Origin of the sequence: Caulobacter sp. UC70_42, from assembly GCF_044056025.1 — a bacterium.
Classification (GTDB): domain Bacteria; phylum Pseudomonadota; class Alphaproteobacteria; order Caulobacterales; family Caulobacteraceae; genus Caulobacter.
The window spans coordinates 1428230-1445365 of record NZ_CP171994.1 but is presented as its reverse complement, the minus strand read 5'-3'; the positions used below and the strand labels follow the sequence as shown (position 1 = coordinate 1445365).

Sequence of the window (17136 nt, the reverse complement as noted above, 5' to 3'; positions counted from 1 at the left end):
GTGGGATGAAGACGCTGGCGAAGGGTCTTGCGATCGCTCTCGGATTGATCGTCGTACTGGCGACCGCCGGCTGGTTTCTGCTGCAGCGGCCGGACATCCCCTACGCCGCGCTGGAAGCGCGGTATGGCTACGCGGATTCCCGGTACATGGACCTGCCGGGCGGGGTGCGGGCGCACTATCGCGATCTTGGCCCGCGCGCGGCGCCGGCCATCGTGCTGGTGCATGGCTTCTCGGCCTCGACCCATGCCTGGGACGCGTGGGCCAAGGCGTTGTCGAGCGACTATCGCGTGGTTGTCCTCGACCTGCCTGGCCATGGCCTGACCCGCGCGCCCCCGGGCTATGCGGCCGGGCGGGATGGCTTCGACACAGTGGTCGACGGCGTGACGGGCAAGCTGGGCCTGACCCGCTTCACCCTCGGCGGCAATTCGATGGGCGGCGGGGTGGCCTGGGCCTATGCGCTGAACCATCCGGACAAGGTCCAGCGCCTGGTCCTGGTCGATGCGGCCGGCTGGCCAACGAGCAAGGCCGGCGGGGCTTCGATCTTCGCGATCCTGCGCAACCCGCTGGGCCGAAAGCTGTTGCGAAACATCGACACCCGACCGCTGGTCGCCCAGGGCCTGCGCGCGGCCTATCTGGATCCCAGGCTGGTCACCCCGGACCTGATCGACCGCTATGTCGACCTGGCGCGCGCGCCAGGCCACCGGGACATCCTGCTGGGCCTGCAGACCGGCCCGCGCCGCCTCGCCACGACGGCCGACCTGTCGCGGATTCATGTTCCGACCCTGGTAATGTTCGGCCAGGACGACCGCCTGATCCCGGCCGCGGACGGCGAGAAGTTCCACAAGGCCATACCGGGCGCGACCCTGATCCTCTATCCCGGAGTCGGCCACGTGCCGATGGAGCAGATTCCGGACCGATCGGTGGCCGATCTGAAGGCGTGGCTGGCGACGCACCCTGTCGGATATTGACCGCCACGGGCTAATACGGGACAGACACCAGCCCGACGGCCAAGCTAAGCCCTCGGCGTCCTGTACGGAGGCTTGGAAGATGAGCGGATCACGGATCGGACTGGAGAGCCTGGCGGCCAGGATCATGCCGGCCGAGGCGGCCGCGGCGCTGATCGCGCCGGGCGAAACGGTGGGCATGAGCGGCTTCACCGGCTCGGGCTATCCCAAGGCTGTGCCGATGGCCCTGGCCAGCCGCATCGAAGCCGAGCACGCGGCCGGAAACCCCTTCCGCCTGCGAGTGTGGACCGGGGCTTCGACGGGCCCGGAGCTGGACGGCGCCCTGGCCAAGGCCGATGGCATCGAATTCCGCCTGCCGTACAACTCCGATCCCATCGCCCGCGACAAGATCAATCGCGGGGAGATGGACTATTTCGACATGCACCTGTCGCAGGTCGCGCCCATGGCCTGGCAGGGGTTCCTGGGGCCGCTGGACACGGCGATCATCGAGGTCAGCGGCATCCGCCCCGATGGCGCGCTGATCCCGTCCTCGTCGGTCGGCAACAACAAGACCTGGATCGACCGGGCCTCGAAGGTGATCCTGGAGGTCAACCGCTGGCAGAACCCGGCGCTGGAAGGGATGCACGACATCTACTACGGCACCGCCCTGCCGCCGAACCGGGTGCCGATCCCATTGGTGCGGCCCGACCAGCGCATCGGCGAGGCCTATTTCCGCTGCGATCCTTCCAAGATCGTCGCCGTCGTCGAAACCGACTTCCCCCGACCGCAACCTGCCGTTCGACGCCCCGGGCGAGGACCATCGCGCCATCGCCGGCCACCTCCTGGAATTTTTCCGTCACGAGGTCGCGCGCGGCCGCCTTCCGGCCAGCCTTCTGCCGCTGCAGTCGGGCGTGGGCAACATCGCCAACGCGGTAATGTCGGGCCTGGTCCACGGTCCGTTCGACAACCTGACCGCCTACACCGAGGTGCTGCAGGACGGGATGCTGGAGCTGATGGAGTCCGGCAAGCTGCTGACCGCCTCGGCCACCGCCTTTTCCCTGAGCCCCGAGGCCGCGGCGGCCCTGAACGCCGACATGGTCCGCTTCCGCGAGCGGCTGGTGCTGCGGCCGCAGGAGATCAGCAACCATCCCGAGCTGATCCGCCGCCTGGGCTGCATCGCCATGAACGGCATGATCGAGGCCGACATCCACGGGGCGGTGAACTCGACCCACCTGATGGGCTCGCGCATCCAGAACGGCATCGGCGGCAGCGGTGACTTCGCCCGCAACGCCTACGTCTCGATCTTCATGGCCCCCTCGACCGCCAAGGGCGGCAAGATCTCGACCATCGTCCCGAAGGCTCCGCACGTCGACCACATCAATCAGGACGTCCAGATTCTGGTCACCGAGCAGGGCCTGGCCGACCTGCGCGGCCTGTCGCCCCGCCAGCGAGCCGAGGTGATCATCGAGAACTGCTCGCACCCGGACTACCGTCCGGCCCTCAAGGACTATCTGGCCCGCGCCCGCCGCGACTCGTACGGTCAGCAATCCCCGACCCTGCTGGACGAAGCCTTCGCCTGGCACCAGCGGTTCGTCGAAACGGGCGACATGCGCGGCTAGTTCGCAACGAGGCTTGAGGGGGATCAAGGCGCGGTCGGTCGGTCGCGTCGATCCTGCCGGTTTAGAGTCCGGAGCCTTCGATGACCGATCAACAGACCGCCTTCGACCAGATCGGCGGCGCCGGGCCGCGTCGACGCCCTGGTCGAGGCCTTCTATGACCTCGTCGAGACCGATCCGGCCTATGCGGGGCTAAGGGCCATGCACGCGCCCGAGCTGTCGGCCGTCCGCGCCGGGCTGAAGGGCTGGCTGACCGGCTGGCTGGGCGGTCCGCGCGACTGGTTCGCCGCCAACCCCGGGGTCTGCATGATGTCGCTGCACCGCGCGATGCCGATCGACGCCGCCACGGCGGGGCAATGGACGGACGCGATGCGCCGCGCCCTGGTTCAGGTCGAGGTCGATCGTGAAATGGCCGAGGCGCTCCACGATGTTTTCGGGCGCATGGCCGCCAACATGACGGCCCGCTGAGCCTCTAAAGCATCGCCGGGATCACCCGGTCCGGCGGTCGGTGGCCGTCCATGAAGGTCTTCACGTTGACGATGACCTTCTCGCCCATGTCGATGCGACCCTCGACCGTGGCCGAGCCCATGTGGGGCAGCAGCACGACATTGGGCAGCTTCAGGAGCTTGGGGTTGATCGCGGGCTCGTGCTCATAGACGTCGAGGCCCGCGCCGGCGATCTCGCCCTTGGCCAGCATGTTGGCCAGGGCGCCCTCGTCGATCACCTCGCCCCGCGCGGTGTTGACCACGATGGCGTGCGGCCGCAGCAGCTTCAGCCGACGGGCGGACAGCAGGTGGTAGGTCGCCGGCGTGTGCGGGCAGTTGACGGAGATGAAGTCCATTCGGGCCAGCATCTGGTCCAGGCTTTCCCAGTAGGTGCAGCCCAGCTCCTCGGCGATGCGCGGGCTGACGGGCTTGCGGTTATGATAGTGGACCTGCATGCCGAAGGCCTTGGCGCGGCGGGCCACGGCCTGGCCGATGCGGCCCATGCCGATGATGCCAAGGCGCTTGCCCCACAGGCGGCGGCCCAGCATCCAGGTCGGCGACCAGCCGTGGAAGCCGCCGGACTTGACCACCTCGGCGCCTTCGACGATCCGGCGCGAGGCGGCCATGATCAGGGTCATGGTCAGGTCGGCCGTGTCCTCGGTCAGAACCCCCGGCGTATTGGTGACGATGATGCCGCGCGCATTGGCCGTGGCGACGTCGATATTGTCGACCCCGGCCCCGAAATTGGCGATCAGCTTGAGCCGATCGCCGGATCGCGACAGAAGGCGCGAGTCGATACGATCGGTGATCGTCGGCACGAGCACGTCGGCTCGGCTCATGGCCTCGACCAGTTCATCCGCCGTCAAGGGTTTGTCGGAGACGTTCAGTTCGGTATCGAACAATTCGCACATTCGCGTCTCCACCGGATCGGGGAGTTTGCGGGTGACGATGACTTTGAGCTTGCGGGCGGCCATGGGCGGTTTGAAAAGCTCTCACTGACGGGCGTTTGAAAGCTGTAGCAAAGGGGCCCGAAGGGGCCAAGCAACATGCCGTCGAAAACAAAACAAGGTTCGTTTCGTGTCGTTCTTGGGGCGATCGTCGGCCTGTCGGCGGGCCCGGCCCTGGCGGACGGCCCGAAGATCACGCCGTCGGGCCTGGAAGTGCCGCGTTACGTCTCGCTGAAATACGCCGAGGTCAACGCGCGCAATGGCCCGGACGAGGCCCATCGGCTGCTGTGGATCTACCATGCCAAGGGCCTGCCAGTGCAGGTGGTGGCCGAAACCCGCGAGTGGCGGCGGATCTGCGACCCCGAAGGCGGCCTGGCCTGGGTGCACAAGCGCACCACGGACGGCCGCCGGTCGGCCATGCGCGTGCAGCCGACCAACCTGCCCTTGTTGGGCGCCCCCAGGGATGGGGCCAAGGTCAGCGCCTATCTGAAGGGCCGCTCGGTCGCCCAGCTCGACAAGTGTGAGAAGGGCTGGTGCAAGCTGCGCGCCGAAGGCTCGTCGGGTTGGGCCAAGGAAAGCGACATCTGGGGCGCGGATCCGGCCGTTCAGTGTCGCAAGGATTAGGCGCCCGCCCGCGCCGGCGTCGGAACGCCGCTCGACAGGGAAACGTTGAGACCTGACCCGCCGCCGTGCTAGGGCGTCCCCATGCAGAAGAACGCCTACACCTTCGAAGAACTCCTGGCTTGCGGCCGCGGCGAGCTGTTCGGCCCCGGCAACGCCCAGCTTCCGGCCCCGCCGATGCTGATGTTCGATCGCATCGTCCGGATCGAGGCCGAGGGCGGCAAGCACGGCAAGGGCTATGTCGAGGCCGAGTTCGATATCAATCCCGACCTCTGGTTCTTCGGCTGTCACTTCATCGGCGACCCCGTCATGCCCGGGTGCCTGGGTCTGGACGCCATGTGGCAGCTGGTCGGCTTCTTCCTGGGCTGGTCGGGTGGTCCCGGCCGAGGCCGCGCCCTGGGCGTCGGCGAGGTCAAGTTTACGGGCCAGGTGACGCCGGACGTCAAGAAAGTCGTCTATAAGATCGACCTGAAGCGGGTGATCATGCGTAAGTTGGTCATGGGAATCGCCGACGGTGTCCTGGAAGCCGACGGCAAGGCCATATACGAAACCAAGGACCTCAAGGTCGGGCTGTTCACGCCCGAACAGATGGCGTCCTGATCCGTTAGACGAGACCGGCCATTCCTTGGAGCGCGGCAGCGCAGCGCTCGGGGATTTGGGAGAGCTGGCCCCTGGCGGATTTCGAGGGGGAGAAGAGGATTTACGATATGCGTCGCGTCGTCGTCACCGGACTGGGGATCGTCTCGTCCATCGGCAACAACGCCAATGAGGTGTTGGCGTCCCTGAAGGAAGCCAAGTCCGGCGTGATCGCCGCCCCGGAATACGCCGAGCTCGGCTTCCGCTGTCAGGTCCATGCCGCGCCCCAGATCGAGTGGGAGCCGCTGGTCGACCGCCGCGCCGCCCGCTTCCTGGCGCCCGGCACGGCCTACGCCCACATCGCCATGGAGCAGGCGATCGCCGACTCTGGCCTCCAGGAAAGCGACATCTCCAACGAGCGCACCGGCCTGATCGTCGGCTCGGGCGGCCCGTCCACCCGCGTCATCGTCGAGGCGGCGGCCACGACGAAGGAGAAGGGTCCCAAGCGGATCGGCCCGTTCGCGGTGCCCAAGGCCATGAGCTCCGGCCCGTCGGCGGTGCTGTCGACCTGGTTCAAGATCCGCGGGATCAACTATTCGATCAGCTCGGCCTGCGCGACCAGCGCCCACTGCATCGGCGCGGGCGCCGAGCAGATCCAGATGGGCAAGCAGGACATCATCTTCGCCGGCGGCTGCGAGGAGCTGGACTGGACCCTGTCAAACCTGTTCGACGCCATGGGCGCCATGAGCAGCAACTTCAACGATCGTCCGGCCGTGGCCAGCCGCGCCTACGACAAGGACCGTGACGGCTTCGTGATCGCCGGCGGCGCGGGCGTCGTGGTGCTGGAAGAGTACGAGCACGCCAAGGCGCGCGGGGCCAAGATCTATGGCGAACTCGTGGGCTACGCCGCCAATTCCGACGGCTACGACATGGTCGCCCCGTCGGGCGAGGGCGCGGCGCGCTGCATGAAGCTGGCCATGGCGCAGGCCGGCGACCGCAAGATCGACTACCTGAACCCGCACGGCACCTCGACGCCGGTCGGGGACAGCAGGGAGATGGGCGCGGTGCGCGAGGTGTTCGGCGACAAGGCCCCGATGATCTCGTCGACCAAGTCCCTGACCGGGCACAGCCTGGGCGCGGCTGGCGCGCAGGAGGCCATCTACTCGATCCTGATGCTCGACAACGGCTTCGCCTGCGAGAGCGCCCATATCGAGGAACTGGACCCTGAGTTCGCCGACCTGCCAATCCTGCGCCAGCGCGTCGACACGCCGCTGCAGACGGTAATGTCCAACAGCTTCGGCTTCGGCGGCACCAACGGCACGCTGATCTTCAGCCGCGCCGACTAGGTTGGGGAGGGTTCCGCCCGGCGGAGCCGCCTGCTAACCAGCAGTCAACGACTTCCGGAAAGGGCCCGACACATGGCCGACGAATACGCGTTCCCCAAGGGCGAGCTGATGCGGGGCAAGAAGGGCCTCGTCATGGGCGTGGCCAATCACAACTCGATCGCCTGGGGTATCGCCAGCCAGCTGGCCGCCCAGGGCGCTGAGATGGCCTTCACCTATCAGGGCGAGGACCTGGAGCGCCGCGTGCGCCCGCTGGCCGAGAGCATCGGCGTCAAGACGATGATCCCCTGCGACGTCACCGACGACGCCTCGATGGACGCGGCCTTCGCGCAGATCGAGAAGGAATTCGGCGCGCTGGACTTCGTGATCCACTCGGTGGCCTTCGCCAACAAGAACGAGCTGAAGGGCTCGTTCGTGGACAACACCACCCGCGAGGGTTTCCTGACGGCCATGAACATCTCGGCCTTCAGCTTCGTGGACGTCGCCAAGCGCGCCAGCAAGATCATGCCGAACGGCGGCTCGCTGGTGACCATGACCTATCTGGGGTCGGAGCGGACGATCCCGAACTACAACACCATGGGCGTGGCCAAGGCGGCTCTCGAGGCCTCGACCCGCTATATCGCTCGCGACCTCGGCCCCAAGGGCATCCGCGCCAACGCCATCTCGGCCGGCGCCATGCGCACCCTGTCCCTGGCCGGCATCTCGGGCGGTCGCGGCATGATCGCCCAAGGCCGCGCGTTCTCGGCGATGAAGGAAGACACCTCTATGGAAGGCGTCGCGGGCTGCGCCCTGTGGCTGGCCTCCGATCTGGGCAAGTCGACCACGGGCGAGGTCGTCCACGTCGACGCCGGCTTCCACATGATGGGCATGCCGGACCCCGAAGAGGCTTAAGGCTTCTCTAGCGCCGCCAGGACCGGCGGCCCTTTCAGCCCATCGCGCTTACGGCGCGTAGGCCCGCATGAAGCGAACGGCCGCCTCCCGCGCGAGGCGGCCGTATTCGTCCGGGGTCTTGTCGGACGGCAGGCGCAGCAGCGAGCGCAGCTGGCTGTGACCCATGACCATGCCGGAAAAGAACTCCGCGGCCTGGTCGAAATTCTCGACCTTCATCCGGCCCAGCTCGGTCTCGGTCTTCAGGAACGCCGCCAGTTGCCGGCGGGCGCTCAACGGGCCGGCCTCGAAGACCTCCTTGGCGACGTCGGGCATCTCGCCCGATCCCAGCATGATCACCCGCATCATCGAGTAGCTCTTGGTGGTGATCACGGTTTCCAGCACCGAGCGGGCGTAGGCCTCCAGCGCCTCGGTCGGGTTGTCGATGGCGCCAGGTTCCCGAAGGGAGGCCGTGATGGCCTCGACCCGGCGGTTCATCAGGGCCCGCATCAGCTCGGCCTTGGAGCCGTAGTGATTGTAGACCGTCTGCTTGGAGACCCCCGCGCGGCGGGCGATCGCCTCCATCGGGGCGGCGAGGCCGCGTTCGCCGATCACCTCGACGGCCGCGTCGAGGATAGCTTCGGTCTTGGCGACGTCGATCTGTCCGGGCACCCTTGGCATTAGAAAACTCCGGGCATCAGTGAGCGTCCGAAGGCGGCGGGGCGGCGTTCTTGACCGGCGCGGCCAGCAGCGAGACGCCGGCGGCGACGAAGCAGCCGATGGCCAGCAGGGTGAAGCTGTCGCCGAAGGCCATGACCGTGGCCTGCTGCTCCAGCATCCCGCCGATGGCCTTGCGCGCCGCGCCGCCGGGGTCGGTGACGCCCAGCTGCTGCATGCGCTCCATCAGGCCCGCCATCATGCCGGCCGTGGCGCCGCCCTGGGTCACCTTCGACGACAGGTCGTCATAATAGAGCGCCGTCTGCTGGGTGATCGAGGTGGCGAGCAAGGCCAGGCCGATGGCCCCGCCGGTGTTGCGCGCCAAGTTCACCAGGCCGGAGGCGTTCTTGACCATGTGCGGGGGCAGGGTGCTCATCGTGATCTGCTGGGTGGCGATCATGGCGATCATGACCCCGACGCCGCGACAAGCCTGGACGCCTGCGAATTCCCAGAAACCCCATTCCTTGGTCACGCCGTGGGCCATGTACATGCCGAAGCCGGCCAACAGAAAGCCGATGAACATCGGCACGCGGGGGGTCGGTCTTGCGGACAAGGCGGCCGGCGATCGGTCCGGTCAGGAACATCGACAGGCCAGACACGATCATCGTCGTGCCGACCTCCGACGCCGAATAATGACGCACTCGGCCCAGGAACTGCGGCAGCAGAAAGGTGCCGCCGAACAGGCTGGCGCCCGAGACAGCCGTCATCAGCACGCCCACCGAGAAGTTGCGGTTGGCGAAGGCGCGCAGCTCGACGATGGGGTTCTTGTAGGTCAGCTGCCGCCAGATGAAGACCATGCCGCCGATCACGGCCAGCACGGTCAGCCACAGGATGCCGCTGTCGTCGAACCAGTCGTCCTTGGCGCCTTCCTCCAGCACGAACTGCATGCTCATCAGGAAGATCGCCATGACGATCAGTCCGAACCAGTCGAAGCCCTTGGCCAGGCTGGGGTCGCCCTTGTCGAAGTCGGCCCAGCGATAGACGCCGAACAGCACCACCAGACCGGTCGGGACGTTGATGAAGAACAGCCAGCGCCAGGACAGCGCCTCGGTCAGATGGCCGCCCAGGGTGGGGCCGACCGTGGGCGCCAGGGTGACGATCAGGCCCATGATCACGCTGGCCGTCACGCGCCGCTCCGGCGGGAAGGCGGTGAAGGCCACGGCGAACACCGTCGGAATCATCGCCCCGCCGATGAAGCCCTGCAGGGCCCGGGTCAGGATCATCATGTCGATCGACGAGGACAGGCCCGTCAGCACGCTCATGACGATGAAACCCGTACACGAGATCAGATAGAGGCGCTGGGTGCCCCACAGTCGCGACAGGTAGCCCGACAGCGGGATCATCACGACCTCGGGGATCAGATAGGCCGTCTGGATCCAGCTGATCTGGTCGGTGCTGGCCCCGACGCCGGCCTGGATCTGCGGCAGCGAGGCCGCCACGATCTGGATGTCGAGGATGGCCATGAACTGGCCGATGACCATGGCGCCGAAGCCGAGGAACAGCTTGGTCCAGTCGACCTTGGGTTTTGTCGGGGCCTTGGAAACGGTGGTGGCGGGCAGGGCGGCGTCGGTCATGACGCGCTCCTTCGCTCTAGCGATCCACGCCCTGGCGGGCGACCTGCGGCGTGGCCTGGCCGGCCTCGGCGAACGAGGGGCCCGACCGGTCGCGGACGTCGACCTTGATCTCGACCGACAGGCCCGGGCGCAGGGCCTGGCCCAGCTGGCTGCGGTCGACCACGATCTTGACCGGCAGGCGCTGGGTGATCTTGGTGAAGTTGCCGACAGCGTTCTCGACCGGGATCAGGGCGAACTCCTGGCCGGTGGCCGGGGCGAAGCTGTCGACCTTGCCGACGATCTTCTGTTTGCCGAAGGCGTCGGCCCTGATCTCGACCGGCTGGCCGACCCGGATGCGCGAGACCTGGGTCTCCTTGAAGTTGGCGACGATATAGGCCTGGCCCAGCGGCACGATCGACATCAGCGCCACGCCCGGCTGGACCAGCTGGCCCGGGCGGACCGAGCGGGCCCCGACCACGCCGCCGGCGGGCGCGCGGATCACGGTGCGCTCCAGATCCAGCTTGGCCTGCTCCACGGCGGCGTGGGCGGCGGCGGCCTGGGCGATGGTCTGGGCCTTGGCCGAGCCCAGCGACTGGGCGGCGCGCTTCTCGGCCTCGAGCGCGGCCTGGGCGCTGGCCACGCCAGCGGCGGTCTGGGTCGGCGCCGGCGCGTTCGGTCTGGACCTTCTGCTGCGAGACCCAGCCTTGCTTGGCCAGAGCGTCGTAGCGCTCGAGATCGGCCTTGGCGCGCCCGGCGTCGGCCTGAGCGCTGGTCACGCCGGCCGCCTTCTGGGCGATCATCGCCTGCTCCAGGCTGGCCTTGTCGTCGATGGCGCGGATGGCCGCGTCGGCGGCGCTGGCGTTGGCGATCGCCTGGTCAAGGCGCGCCTGGAAGGTCGACGGATCGATCTTGGCCAGCACCTGGCCGGCCTCGAACCCGCTGGTTGTCGGCCACCAGCACCTCGGCGACATAGCCGGAGACCTGCGGGCTGACCGACACGGTGTCGGCCTGGACGAAGGCGTTGTCGGTGCTCTCGAAGTGCTGCTTGTCGAGGAACCAGAACGTTCCGCCGACGACCACGCCGGCCAGGATGGCCCCTCCGGCGATCATCGGGACCAGCTTGCTCTTCCTGTTCGCGGAGGTTTCCGGCGAGGCCATGATCTGTTCCGATCGAAAGTTCGAAGGCGCCGGATACTGGGGTGCCGACGCGCCCTTCAAGGGATAAATGGACGCACCCGTCCAAAAATCAACGATCGAAGAAAAGTTCCCGGACATCGGAGGCGGCGATGGGGAGTCGCTGTCTTTTCGCCTGGCGGATCGAGCCTTGAACCAGGGTCGGTCGCCAATGCCCAAGGGGCCGGCAAGGCGCCGGAGTTCGACCACGCGACGACAGGTCGCGATTTTTCTTGCGTCGGAATCGCGGCAGATTAAAAGCCGCTCCCCAATCGCAACCAACGGCTTGGGAGCGCGTATCTCCTCCGGCGCGCGTTTTCGCCGGCCCATGCTCAAGGCGGCAGGAGGTTCCCTTGAAGACTCAGCACCCCGATCGGCCAGACGCCGCTCGACATGATCCGCCCGGTCCTCTGGATGGCTGCGGCCGCTTTCGCGGCCGGTTTCGGCGGCTACCTCGTGCTGGGCCTTCGCGCCATTCACCCGGCCGTTTAGAGCATTTTCGATCCAACCGTATCGATAGAGTGCTCTAGGCCTTTGTTTTTACGCATTTTCTGGCCACGAACCGGCGCCCGCTTCGTCGGAAAATGCTTTGGCTAGACGCCCGTCGAGCCGAAGCCGCCCGCGCCGCGGTCGGTCGCGTCCAGGTCGTCGACCTCGACCAGCGACCATTGCGGGGCCGCCGCGATCACGCCTTGGGCGATGCGGTCGCCCCGGCGAATGGTGAAGTCCTCTTCGCCCAGATTGATCAGCAGCACGCAGACCTGACCGCGATAATCGCTGTCGACGGTGCCGGGGGCGTTGACCACCGTGACGCCGTTCTTGAACGCCAGGCCCGAGCGCGGGCGCACCTGCATCTCATAACCGTCCGGAATCGCCACAGAGAAGCCGGTCGGAGCCATGCAGCGCGAGCCCGGCTTCAGGACGATCGGCTCGTCTTCGGGCACATGGGCGCGGAGGTCGAAGCCCGCCGCGCCGGCGGTCGCATAGGCCGGAACCGGCAGGTCGGCATTGCCGTCCCAGCGCTTGAAGCGGATGGCGAGGCCGGCGGGGATGGCGGACATGCGGGCGGCTCCTGATCTGGAAGGTCGGCCCGGCTGTAGCTGATTTGCCGGGCCTACGGCCAGCGCCGCTTAAGCGAGGGCGTCGGCGATCCGCTGGGCGATTTGGGCCGCCACCTGGTCCTTGGCCGCGCGGTCCCAGCGCTCAAGCCCGTCCTTGGTGATCAGCAGCACGGCGTTCTCCCCCCGCCCATCACGCCCGGTTCGGTGACGTCGTTGGCGATGATCCAGTCGCAGCCCTTGCGGGCCAGCTTGGCCCGCGCGTGCTCCTCGACATGATCGGTCTCCGCCGCGAAGCCGACGACAAGTTTCGGCCGCATGGGTCCGGTGGCCGACAGGGTCGCCAGGATGTCGGGGTTCTCGACGAAGGTCAGGGCCGGCGGGCCGCCCTTTTCCTTCTTCAGCTTGGTTCCGAAAGCCTCGTCCACGCGCCAGTCGGCGACGGCGGCCACGAACACGCCGACGTCGGCGGGCAGGGCGGCCTGGCTGGCGGCTAGCATCTGGCGGGCGGTCTCGACATCGATCCGCTTGACCCCGACCGGCGTCGGCTGGGCGACCGGACCCGCCACCAAGGTGACCTCCGCGCCCAGCTTGGCCAGGGCCTCGGCGATCGCGAAGCCCTGCTTGCCGCTGGAGCGATTGGTGATGCCGCGCACCGGGTCGATCGGCTCGAAGGTCGGGCCGGCGGTGACCAGGGCGCGTTTCCCCGCCAGAGGCCGGGCGGCCGAACCTTCGAGCATCGCCATGATCGCCGCGAAGATCTCTTCCGGCTCGGCCAGCCGGCCTGGTCCGAACTCGCCGCAGGCCATGGCCCCTTCATCGGGACCGACGAAGGCGACGCCGTCGGCTTTCAGGGTGGCGATATTGCGCTGGGTGGCCGGGTGCAGCCACATCCTCACGTTCATGGCCGGAGCCATCAGAACCGGCTTGTCGGTGGCCAGCAGGGTGGTGGAGGCGAGATCCCCGGCCAGGCCGTGGGCCGCCTTGGCGATCAGGTCGGCCGTGGCGGGTGACACGACGATCAGGTCGGCCGAGCGGGACAGCTCGATATGGCCCATCTCGTGTTCGTCGGTCAGGGAGAACAGTTCCTGATAGACCTTGTCCTCGGCCAGGGCGGCCAGGGACAGCGGGGTGACGAACTCGGCGCCGGCCTTGGTGAGGATCGGTCGCACGCCGACGCCAGCCTTGCGCAGCAGGCGGGTCAACAGCAGCGCCTTGTAAGCCGCCACCCCGCCGCCGACGACCAGAAGAACCCGTTTTCCGCTCACGTCGCGCTCCGCCTTCCGCGTTCGTCTCGTCCCCAGCACATGCCCACGCTCGAACCAAAGCGCCAGAGGCAATTCGAGCGGCAATCACAAGGCGAAGATTGGGACTCGACTCTCGTTCCGCTTTCGTTCAGTAATCGTATAGATAGAGTTATGGGGCGAATACGATCATGAAGGTTGTTCGACATATCTCGGCGGGCGTTGTGGCGGCGCTCGGCCTGATGAGCCTCTCGGCCTGCGATAGCGGGGCGTCGGCGGTCAAGGCGCCCAAGGCTGGCGAACGCGCCAGCCTCGAATCTGGGTCTCCGACCGAGACCGCCGACGGCGGCCGGGGCGAGGGCGTCCGCCGCGCCGATCCGCGCGATGCGCCGGTCAAGCTGGTGGCGGGCAAGCCGTACTGGGCCGCCAATCGCACCCGCACGGCCGAGGAGAACGCCGAGCGTTCGTTTCAGAGCAACGGCAAGACCTTCGACGCCAAGTCGACCGATGACTACGTGGCCAAGGTCCACGCCTTCGTCAGCGATCCGCCCAAGGGCGCCGAAACGCTCAAGCGCGCGAACGGCGACCTGCTGATCTACGACCCCAAGGGCAATGTCTTCGCGGTGGTGTCGCGCGAAGGCGCGCCGCGCACGATGTTCAAGCCGGACGAGGGCGCGGCCTATTGGGACGAACAGAAGACCCGCGAGGCGCGCCGGGCTTCGGCGGCCAAGCGGCGTGAACAGGCGGAAGGGTAGGGCTACCGCGCCAGCAGCAGGCCCGTCACGAACGCCGCGCCCGCCGTCGCCGCGCCGACCAGGAACCACAGCAGCGGCCAGGTCTGGTCACGCTCCACCTTGACCGGGACGGGCGCTGGCGGGGCCTCGGCCAGGCGGGCGAGGGCCTTGATGGCGCGTAGGGCTTCTTCGGCGAAGTCGCGGGCCTTGGCGGCGGGGACAGCTCGCGACCGATCCAGCGGCGCACCACCGGGTCGGCGGCGGCCCACAGGTCGTGGGTGGGGTCGATGCGGCGAGCGACGCCCTGAACCGTGACCATGGTCTTCTGCAGCAGCACCAGTTCGGGGCGTAGGGCCATGTCGAACAGGGCGGTGATCTCGAAGAGCTGCGCCAGGAGCCGGCCCATTGAGACCTCGCGGGCGTTGCGGCCGAACACCGGCTCGCCGACGGCGCGCAGGGCCTGGGCGAAGGCGTCCATATCCTGGTGGGCGGGACGTATCCCGCGTCGAAATGGATCTTGGCCACCCGCGCGTAGTCGCGGTTCAGGAAGCCGTAGAGAATCTCGGCCAGGTAGCGGCGCTCGCCGGGACCCAGGCGACCGACGATGCCGTAGTCGACGGCGACCACCTCGGCCGGGGCGGCGACGAACAGGTTGCCCTCGTGCAGGTCGGCGTGGAACAGGCCATGGTCCAGGGCCTGGGCGAGAAAGCCGCGGGTGACGTTCTCGGCCAGGGCCTTGCGATCCAGGCCCGGCAGCGCCAGGGCGGCGGGGTCGGAGAGCGGCACGCCCTCGGCCCAGGTCAGGGTCAGGACCCGCTTGCCGACGCCTTCCCAGCAGACCAGCGGCGCGCGCATATAGGGATCGATGGCCATAGCCTCGCCCAGCTCGGCGCAGCCGGCGGCCTCGAAACGCAGGTCCATCTCCAGGTCCAGGGACCGGATCACGACCTCGACGAACTCGGTGGGGCGCAGGCGGCGCGAGGCGGGCGCCAGCCTTTCGGCCAGGCGCGCGGCCAGGCGCAGCACGGCGCTGTCTTGGGCGACCTGGCGCTCGACGCCGGGCCGCAGCACCTTCACAGCCACCTTGCGACCATCGAGCAAAGCGGCCGGATGGGCCTGGGCCAGGGAGGCGGCGGCGACCGCCTCGCCAATCTCAGCATAGACCTCGTCGAGCGGCTTGCCGAGGTTGCGGACGATCTCGGCCCTGGCCGTTTCCAGCGGGAACGGCGCCAGACGATCCTTCAGATGCGACAGGTCCTCGGCGAAGGCGGTCCCGAAGATGTCGGCGCGGGTCGACAGGAACTGGCCCATCTTGATCGCCGCAGGTCCCTGCTTTTCCAGCACCCGCGCCAGCCGCTCGCCCGGGCGGCCGCGCTTGGCCGCGCCCCCGGCGAACAGGCGTAGCAAGCGGCCCGCCAGCTTGGCGGTCGGCGGCAATTGCGGCTCGACCTCGCGCGGGATCAGGGCGTCGGCCCGGACCAGGGCCCAGCCCGCGCCGGTCAGGCGCCAGAAGGCGGAGAAAACTCGTCACCGTTCTAGAGCGCCCAGCCCTGGTGCAGGGCCGCCACGCCGCCGGTGAAGTTGGTGTAGGTCACCCGCTTGAAGCCGGCGTTTTCCATCATGCCGGCGAAGGTCCGCTGGTCGGGGAAGCGGCGGATGCTCTCGACCAGGTACTGATAGGCCTCGCGGTCCTTGGCGACCCACTCGCCGACCTGTGGAATGACCTTGAAGCTATAGGCGTCATACGCTTTGGCCAGGGCCTCGGTCACCGGACGCGAGAACTCCAGGCACAGGAAGCGGCCGCCCGGCTTCAGCACGCGGCGGGCCTCGCGCAGGGCCGCGTCGATGTCGGTGACGTTGCGGATGCCGAACGAGATCACATAGGCGTTGGCGTAGTTATCCGGCAGCGGCAGGCGCTGGGCGTCGCCGACGGTCCAGGTGATCTCCGGTTCGCCGCCGCGCGTCGATGCCGGCCATGATCATCTCGGCATTGTAGTCGACGATGTTGATGGTCGCGTCGGGGCCGCCGCGCCGCTGCTGGGCGCTGCGGGCCATCTTGGCGAAGCGGCGGGCCATGTCGCCCGTGCCGCCGGCGCAGTCGATGATCACCTCGCCGGGCTGCGGGTTGAGGCGCGCGGCCACGGCGTCCTTCCAGAGCCGGTGCACGCCGCCGCTCATCAGGTCGTTCATGATGTCGTAGTTCTTGGCGACGCGGTCGAACACGCCCCGCACCATCCCGGCCTTCAGCGAGGCGTCGACGTCCTTGAAACCGAAGCTGGCGGAGGTGTTGCTCATGACGTCCTTGGGCCGCGCTCTTACTATATGAACGTCCGCTATTAGCTTGCGCCTCGCGCCGCGTCATCGCCTTAAGGAATGATCCTTGCCCGAATTGCCCGAAGTCGAGACCGTGCGACGCGGTCTCGAGCCTGTCCTGTCCGGCGCGCGCCTGGCCCGTGTTCGCGCCAACCGGCCGGACCTGCGCTTTCCCCTGCCGGACGGCTTCGTCCAGCGGCTGACCGGCGCGAAGATCCTGCGCCTCGATCGCCGCGCCAAATATATCCTGGCCCCGCTGGACCGGGGCGACACCCTGGTGATGCACCTGGGCATGACCGGCCGCTTCGAGATCGCTGCGCCGGCCGGAAGCCAGGAAAGGACGGTTCGTCCCGGCGACTTCGCCCGCGAGGTCACGCCGGGACGACAAGCACGCCCACATCGTCTTCGAGACCGAAGAGGGCGCGATGGTCACCTACTACGATCCGCGTCGCTTCGGCTTCATGGACCTGATCCCCACCGATCGCGTCAGCCATCATCCTTGGTTCGCGACCATGGGCCCCGAGCCGCTGGGCGAGGGGTTCGACGCCAAGACCCTTGAAAGGGCCTTCGCGGGCCGCAAGCAGGGGCCCAAGACCTTGCTGCTCGATCAGCGCACCGTGGCCGGCCTGGGCAATATCTATGTCTGCGAGGCGCTGCACCGGTCGCGCATTTCGCCGTTCAAGCCGTCGGGCGGGATCGCCAGGAAGCGCCTGGCGCCCCTGACCCTGGCGATCAAGGATGTGCTGGCCGAGGCCGTCGAGGTCGGCGGCTCGACCCTGAAGGACTTCGCCGCCGCCGACGGAGCGCTGGGCTATTTCCAGCACCGCTTCCGCGTCTACGACCGCGAGGGCGAGCCGTGCCCGACGCCGGGCTGCGGGGGCGTCATCGCCCGCCAGGTCCAGGCGGGCCGTTCGACCTTCTTCTGTCCGGTTTGCCAGGTGTGAG

The 17136-nt window shown here is 68.0% G+C and carries 11 protein-coding genes and 7 pseudogenes; 10 read left to right on the top strand and 8 right to left on the bottom strand.

The genetic code is table 11. The features are described 5' to 3' along the window. Positions 1–5: 5 nt before the first annotated feature. From ACHMW8_RS07505 to ACHMW8_RS07495, 3 genes and pseudogenes are all read left to right on the top strand, one after another. Positions 6–968, top strand: coding sequence for an alpha/beta fold hydrolase (locus ACHMW8_RS07505; RefSeq protein WP_125158978.1), 963 nt, complete (start codon positions 6–8; stop codon positions 966–968). A 79-nt stretch (positions 969–1047) separates the two neighbouring features. After that, positions 1048–2563: pseudogene (locus tag ACHMW8_RS07500) on the top strand (acetyl-CoA hydrolase/transferase family protein). Positions 2564–2650: 87 nt separating this feature from the next. Then, the gene (locus ACHMW8_RS07495) at positions 2651–3028 is read left to right on the top strand and encodes a globin (protein ID WP_395445921.1); all 378 of its coding nucleotides are present in this window, start codon (positions 2651–2653) and stop codon (positions 3026–3028) included. 4 nt (positions 3029–3032) lie between these two features. Here ACHMW8_RS07495 and ACHMW8_RS07490 read toward each other — a convergent pair whose 3' ends face one another. Beyond that, positions 3033–4019: a D-glycerate dehydrogenase gene (locus ACHMW8_RS07490; RefSeq protein ID WP_125158981.1), complete on the bottom strand. Its 987-nt coding sequence runs from the start codon at positions 4017–4019 to the stop codon at positions 3033–3035. A 72-nt stretch (positions 4020–4091) separates the two neighbouring features. Here ACHMW8_RS07490 and ACHMW8_RS07485 point away from each other — a divergent pair, with 72 nt between their 5' ends. From ACHMW8_RS07485 to ACHMW8_RS07470, 4 genes are all read left to right on the top strand, one after another. Beyond that, positions 4092–4616: an SH3 domain-containing protein gene (locus ACHMW8_RS07485; RefSeq protein ID WP_395445163.1), complete on the top strand. Its 525-nt coding sequence runs from the start codon at positions 4092–4094 to the stop codon at positions 4614–4616. A gap of 81 nt (positions 4617–4697) precedes the next feature. Continuing rightward, a complete protein-coding gene (gene fabA, locus ACHMW8_RS07480; RefSeq protein WP_125158983.1) occupies positions 4698–5213 on the top strand; it encodes a 3-hydroxyacyl-[acyl-carrier-protein] dehydratase FabA in 516 nt (171 codons plus the stop codon). Positions 5214–5320: 107 nt separating this feature from the next. Continuing rightward, a complete protein-coding gene (fabB, locus tag ACHMW8_RS07475) occupies positions 5321–6535 on the top strand; it encodes a beta-ketoacyl-ACP synthase I (protein ID WP_125158984.1) in 1215 nt (404 codons plus the stop codon). A gap of 72 nt (positions 6536–6607) precedes the next feature. Further along, positions 6608–7423, top strand: a complete 816-nt coding sequence (locus ACHMW8_RS07470; RefSeq protein WP_395445162.1) for an enoyl-ACP reductase — start codon at positions 6608–6610, stop codon at positions 7421–7423. Between the two features lie 48 nt (positions 7424–7471). Here ACHMW8_RS07470 and ACHMW8_RS07465 read toward each other — a convergent pair whose 3' ends face one another. From ACHMW8_RS07465 to ACHMW8_RS07455, 3 genes and pseudogenes are all read right to left on the bottom strand, one after another. After that, a complete protein-coding gene (locus ACHMW8_RS07465; RefSeq protein ID WP_395445161.1) occupies positions 7472–8080 on the bottom strand; it encodes a TetR/AcrR family transcriptional regulator C-terminal domain-containing protein in 609 nt (202 codons plus the stop codon). 16 nt (positions 8081–8096) lie between these two features. Then, positions 8097–9690 (bottom strand): annotated as a pseudogene (locus tag ACHMW8_RS07460) (DHA2 family efflux MFS transporter permease subunit). Between the two features lie 16 nt (positions 9691–9706). After that, positions 9707–10827: pseudogene (locus tag ACHMW8_RS07455) on the bottom strand (HlyD family secretion protein). A 387-nt stretch (positions 10828–11214) separates the two neighbouring features. On the opposite strand from ACHMW8_RS07455, the gene ACHMW8_RS07450 reads away from it, so the two are divergent. Continuing rightward, positions 11215–11334 (top strand): hypothetical protein, encoded by a 120-nt coding sequence (locus ACHMW8_RS07450; protein ID WP_395445920.1) that lies wholly within the window; start codon positions 11215–11217, stop codon positions 11332–11334. 101 nt (positions 11335–11435) lie between these two features. Here ACHMW8_RS07450 and dut read toward each other — a convergent pair whose 3' ends face one another. Continuing rightward, positions 11436–11903: a dUTP diphosphatase gene (gene dut, locus ACHMW8_RS07445; protein ID WP_125158990.1), complete on the bottom strand. Its 468-nt coding sequence runs from the start codon at positions 11901–11903 to the stop codon at positions 11436–11438. A gap of 69 nt (positions 11904–11972) precedes the next feature. Next, positions 11973–13168, bottom strand: a pseudogene (gene coaBC, locus ACHMW8_RS07440) (bifunctional phosphopantothenoylcysteine decarboxylase/phosphopantothenate--cysteine ligase CoaBC). Positions 13169–13335: 167 nt separating this feature from the next. On the opposite strand from coaBC, the gene ACHMW8_RS07435 reads away from it, so the two are divergent. Continuing rightward, positions 13336–13899: a hypothetical protein gene (locus tag ACHMW8_RS07435; RefSeq protein ID WP_395445160.1), complete on the top strand. Its 564-nt coding sequence runs from the start codon at positions 13336–13338 to the stop codon at positions 13897–13899. A gap of 2 nt (positions 13900–13901) precedes the next feature. On the opposite strand, the pseudogene ubiB reads toward ACHMW8_RS07435, so the two are convergent. Both ubiB and ACHMW8_RS07425 read right to left on the bottom strand, forming a co-directional pair. Then, positions 13902–15381 (bottom strand): annotated as a pseudogene (gene ubiB / locus ACHMW8_RS07430) (2-polyprenylphenol 6-hydroxylase). Between the two features lie 32 nt (positions 15382–15413). Further along, a pseudogene (locus tag ACHMW8_RS07425) lies at positions 15414–16173 on the bottom strand (class I SAM-dependent methyltransferase). 85 nt (positions 16174–16258) lie between these two features. Here ACHMW8_RS07425 and mutM point away from each other — a divergent pair. Next, positions 16259–17135: pseudogene (mutM, locus tag ACHMW8_RS07420) on the top strand (bifunctional DNA-formamidopyrimidine glycosylase/DNA-(apurinic or apyrimidinic site) lyase). Position 17136 lies beyond the last annotated feature (1 nt).

Excerpts from the sequence above, each read along its gene's own strand:
- ACHMW8_RS07505 (WP_125158978.1), top strand. The coding sequence starts at position 6 with ATGAAGACGCTGGCGAAGGGTCTTGCGATCGCTCTCGGATTGATCGTC.
- ACHMW8_RS07490 (WP_125158981.1), bottom strand. The coding sequence starts at position 4,019 with ATGGCCGCCCGCAAGCTCAAAGTCATCGTCACCCGCAAACTCCCCGAT.
- ACHMW8_RS07485 (WP_395445163.1), top strand. The coding sequence starts at position 4,092 with ATGCCGTCGAAAACAAAACAAGGTTCGTTTCGTGTCGTTCTTGGGGCG.
- fabA (WP_125158983.1), top strand. The coding sequence starts at position 4,698 with ATGCAGAAGAACGCCTACACCTTCGAAGAACTCCTGGCTTGCGGCCGC.
- fabB (WP_125158984.1), top strand. The coding sequence starts at position 5,321 with ATGCGTCGCGTCGTCGTCACCGGACTGGGGATCGTCTCGTCCATCGGC.
- ACHMW8_RS07470 (WP_395445162.1), top strand. The coding sequence starts at position 6,608 with ATGGCCGACGAATACGCGTTCCCCAAGGGCGAGCTGATGCGGGGCAAG.
- ACHMW8_RS07465 (WP_395445161.1), bottom strand. The coding sequence starts at position 8,080 with ATGCCAAGGGTGCCCGGACAGATCGACGTCGCCAAGACCGAAGCTATC.
- dut (WP_125158990.1), bottom strand. The coding sequence starts at position 11,903 with ATGTCCGCCATCCCCGCCGGCCTCGCCATCCGCTTCAAGCGCTGGGAC.
- ACHMW8_RS07435 (WP_395445160.1), top strand. The coding sequence starts at position 13,336 with ATGAAGGTTGTTCGACATATCTCGGCGGGCGTTGTGGCGGCGCTCGGC.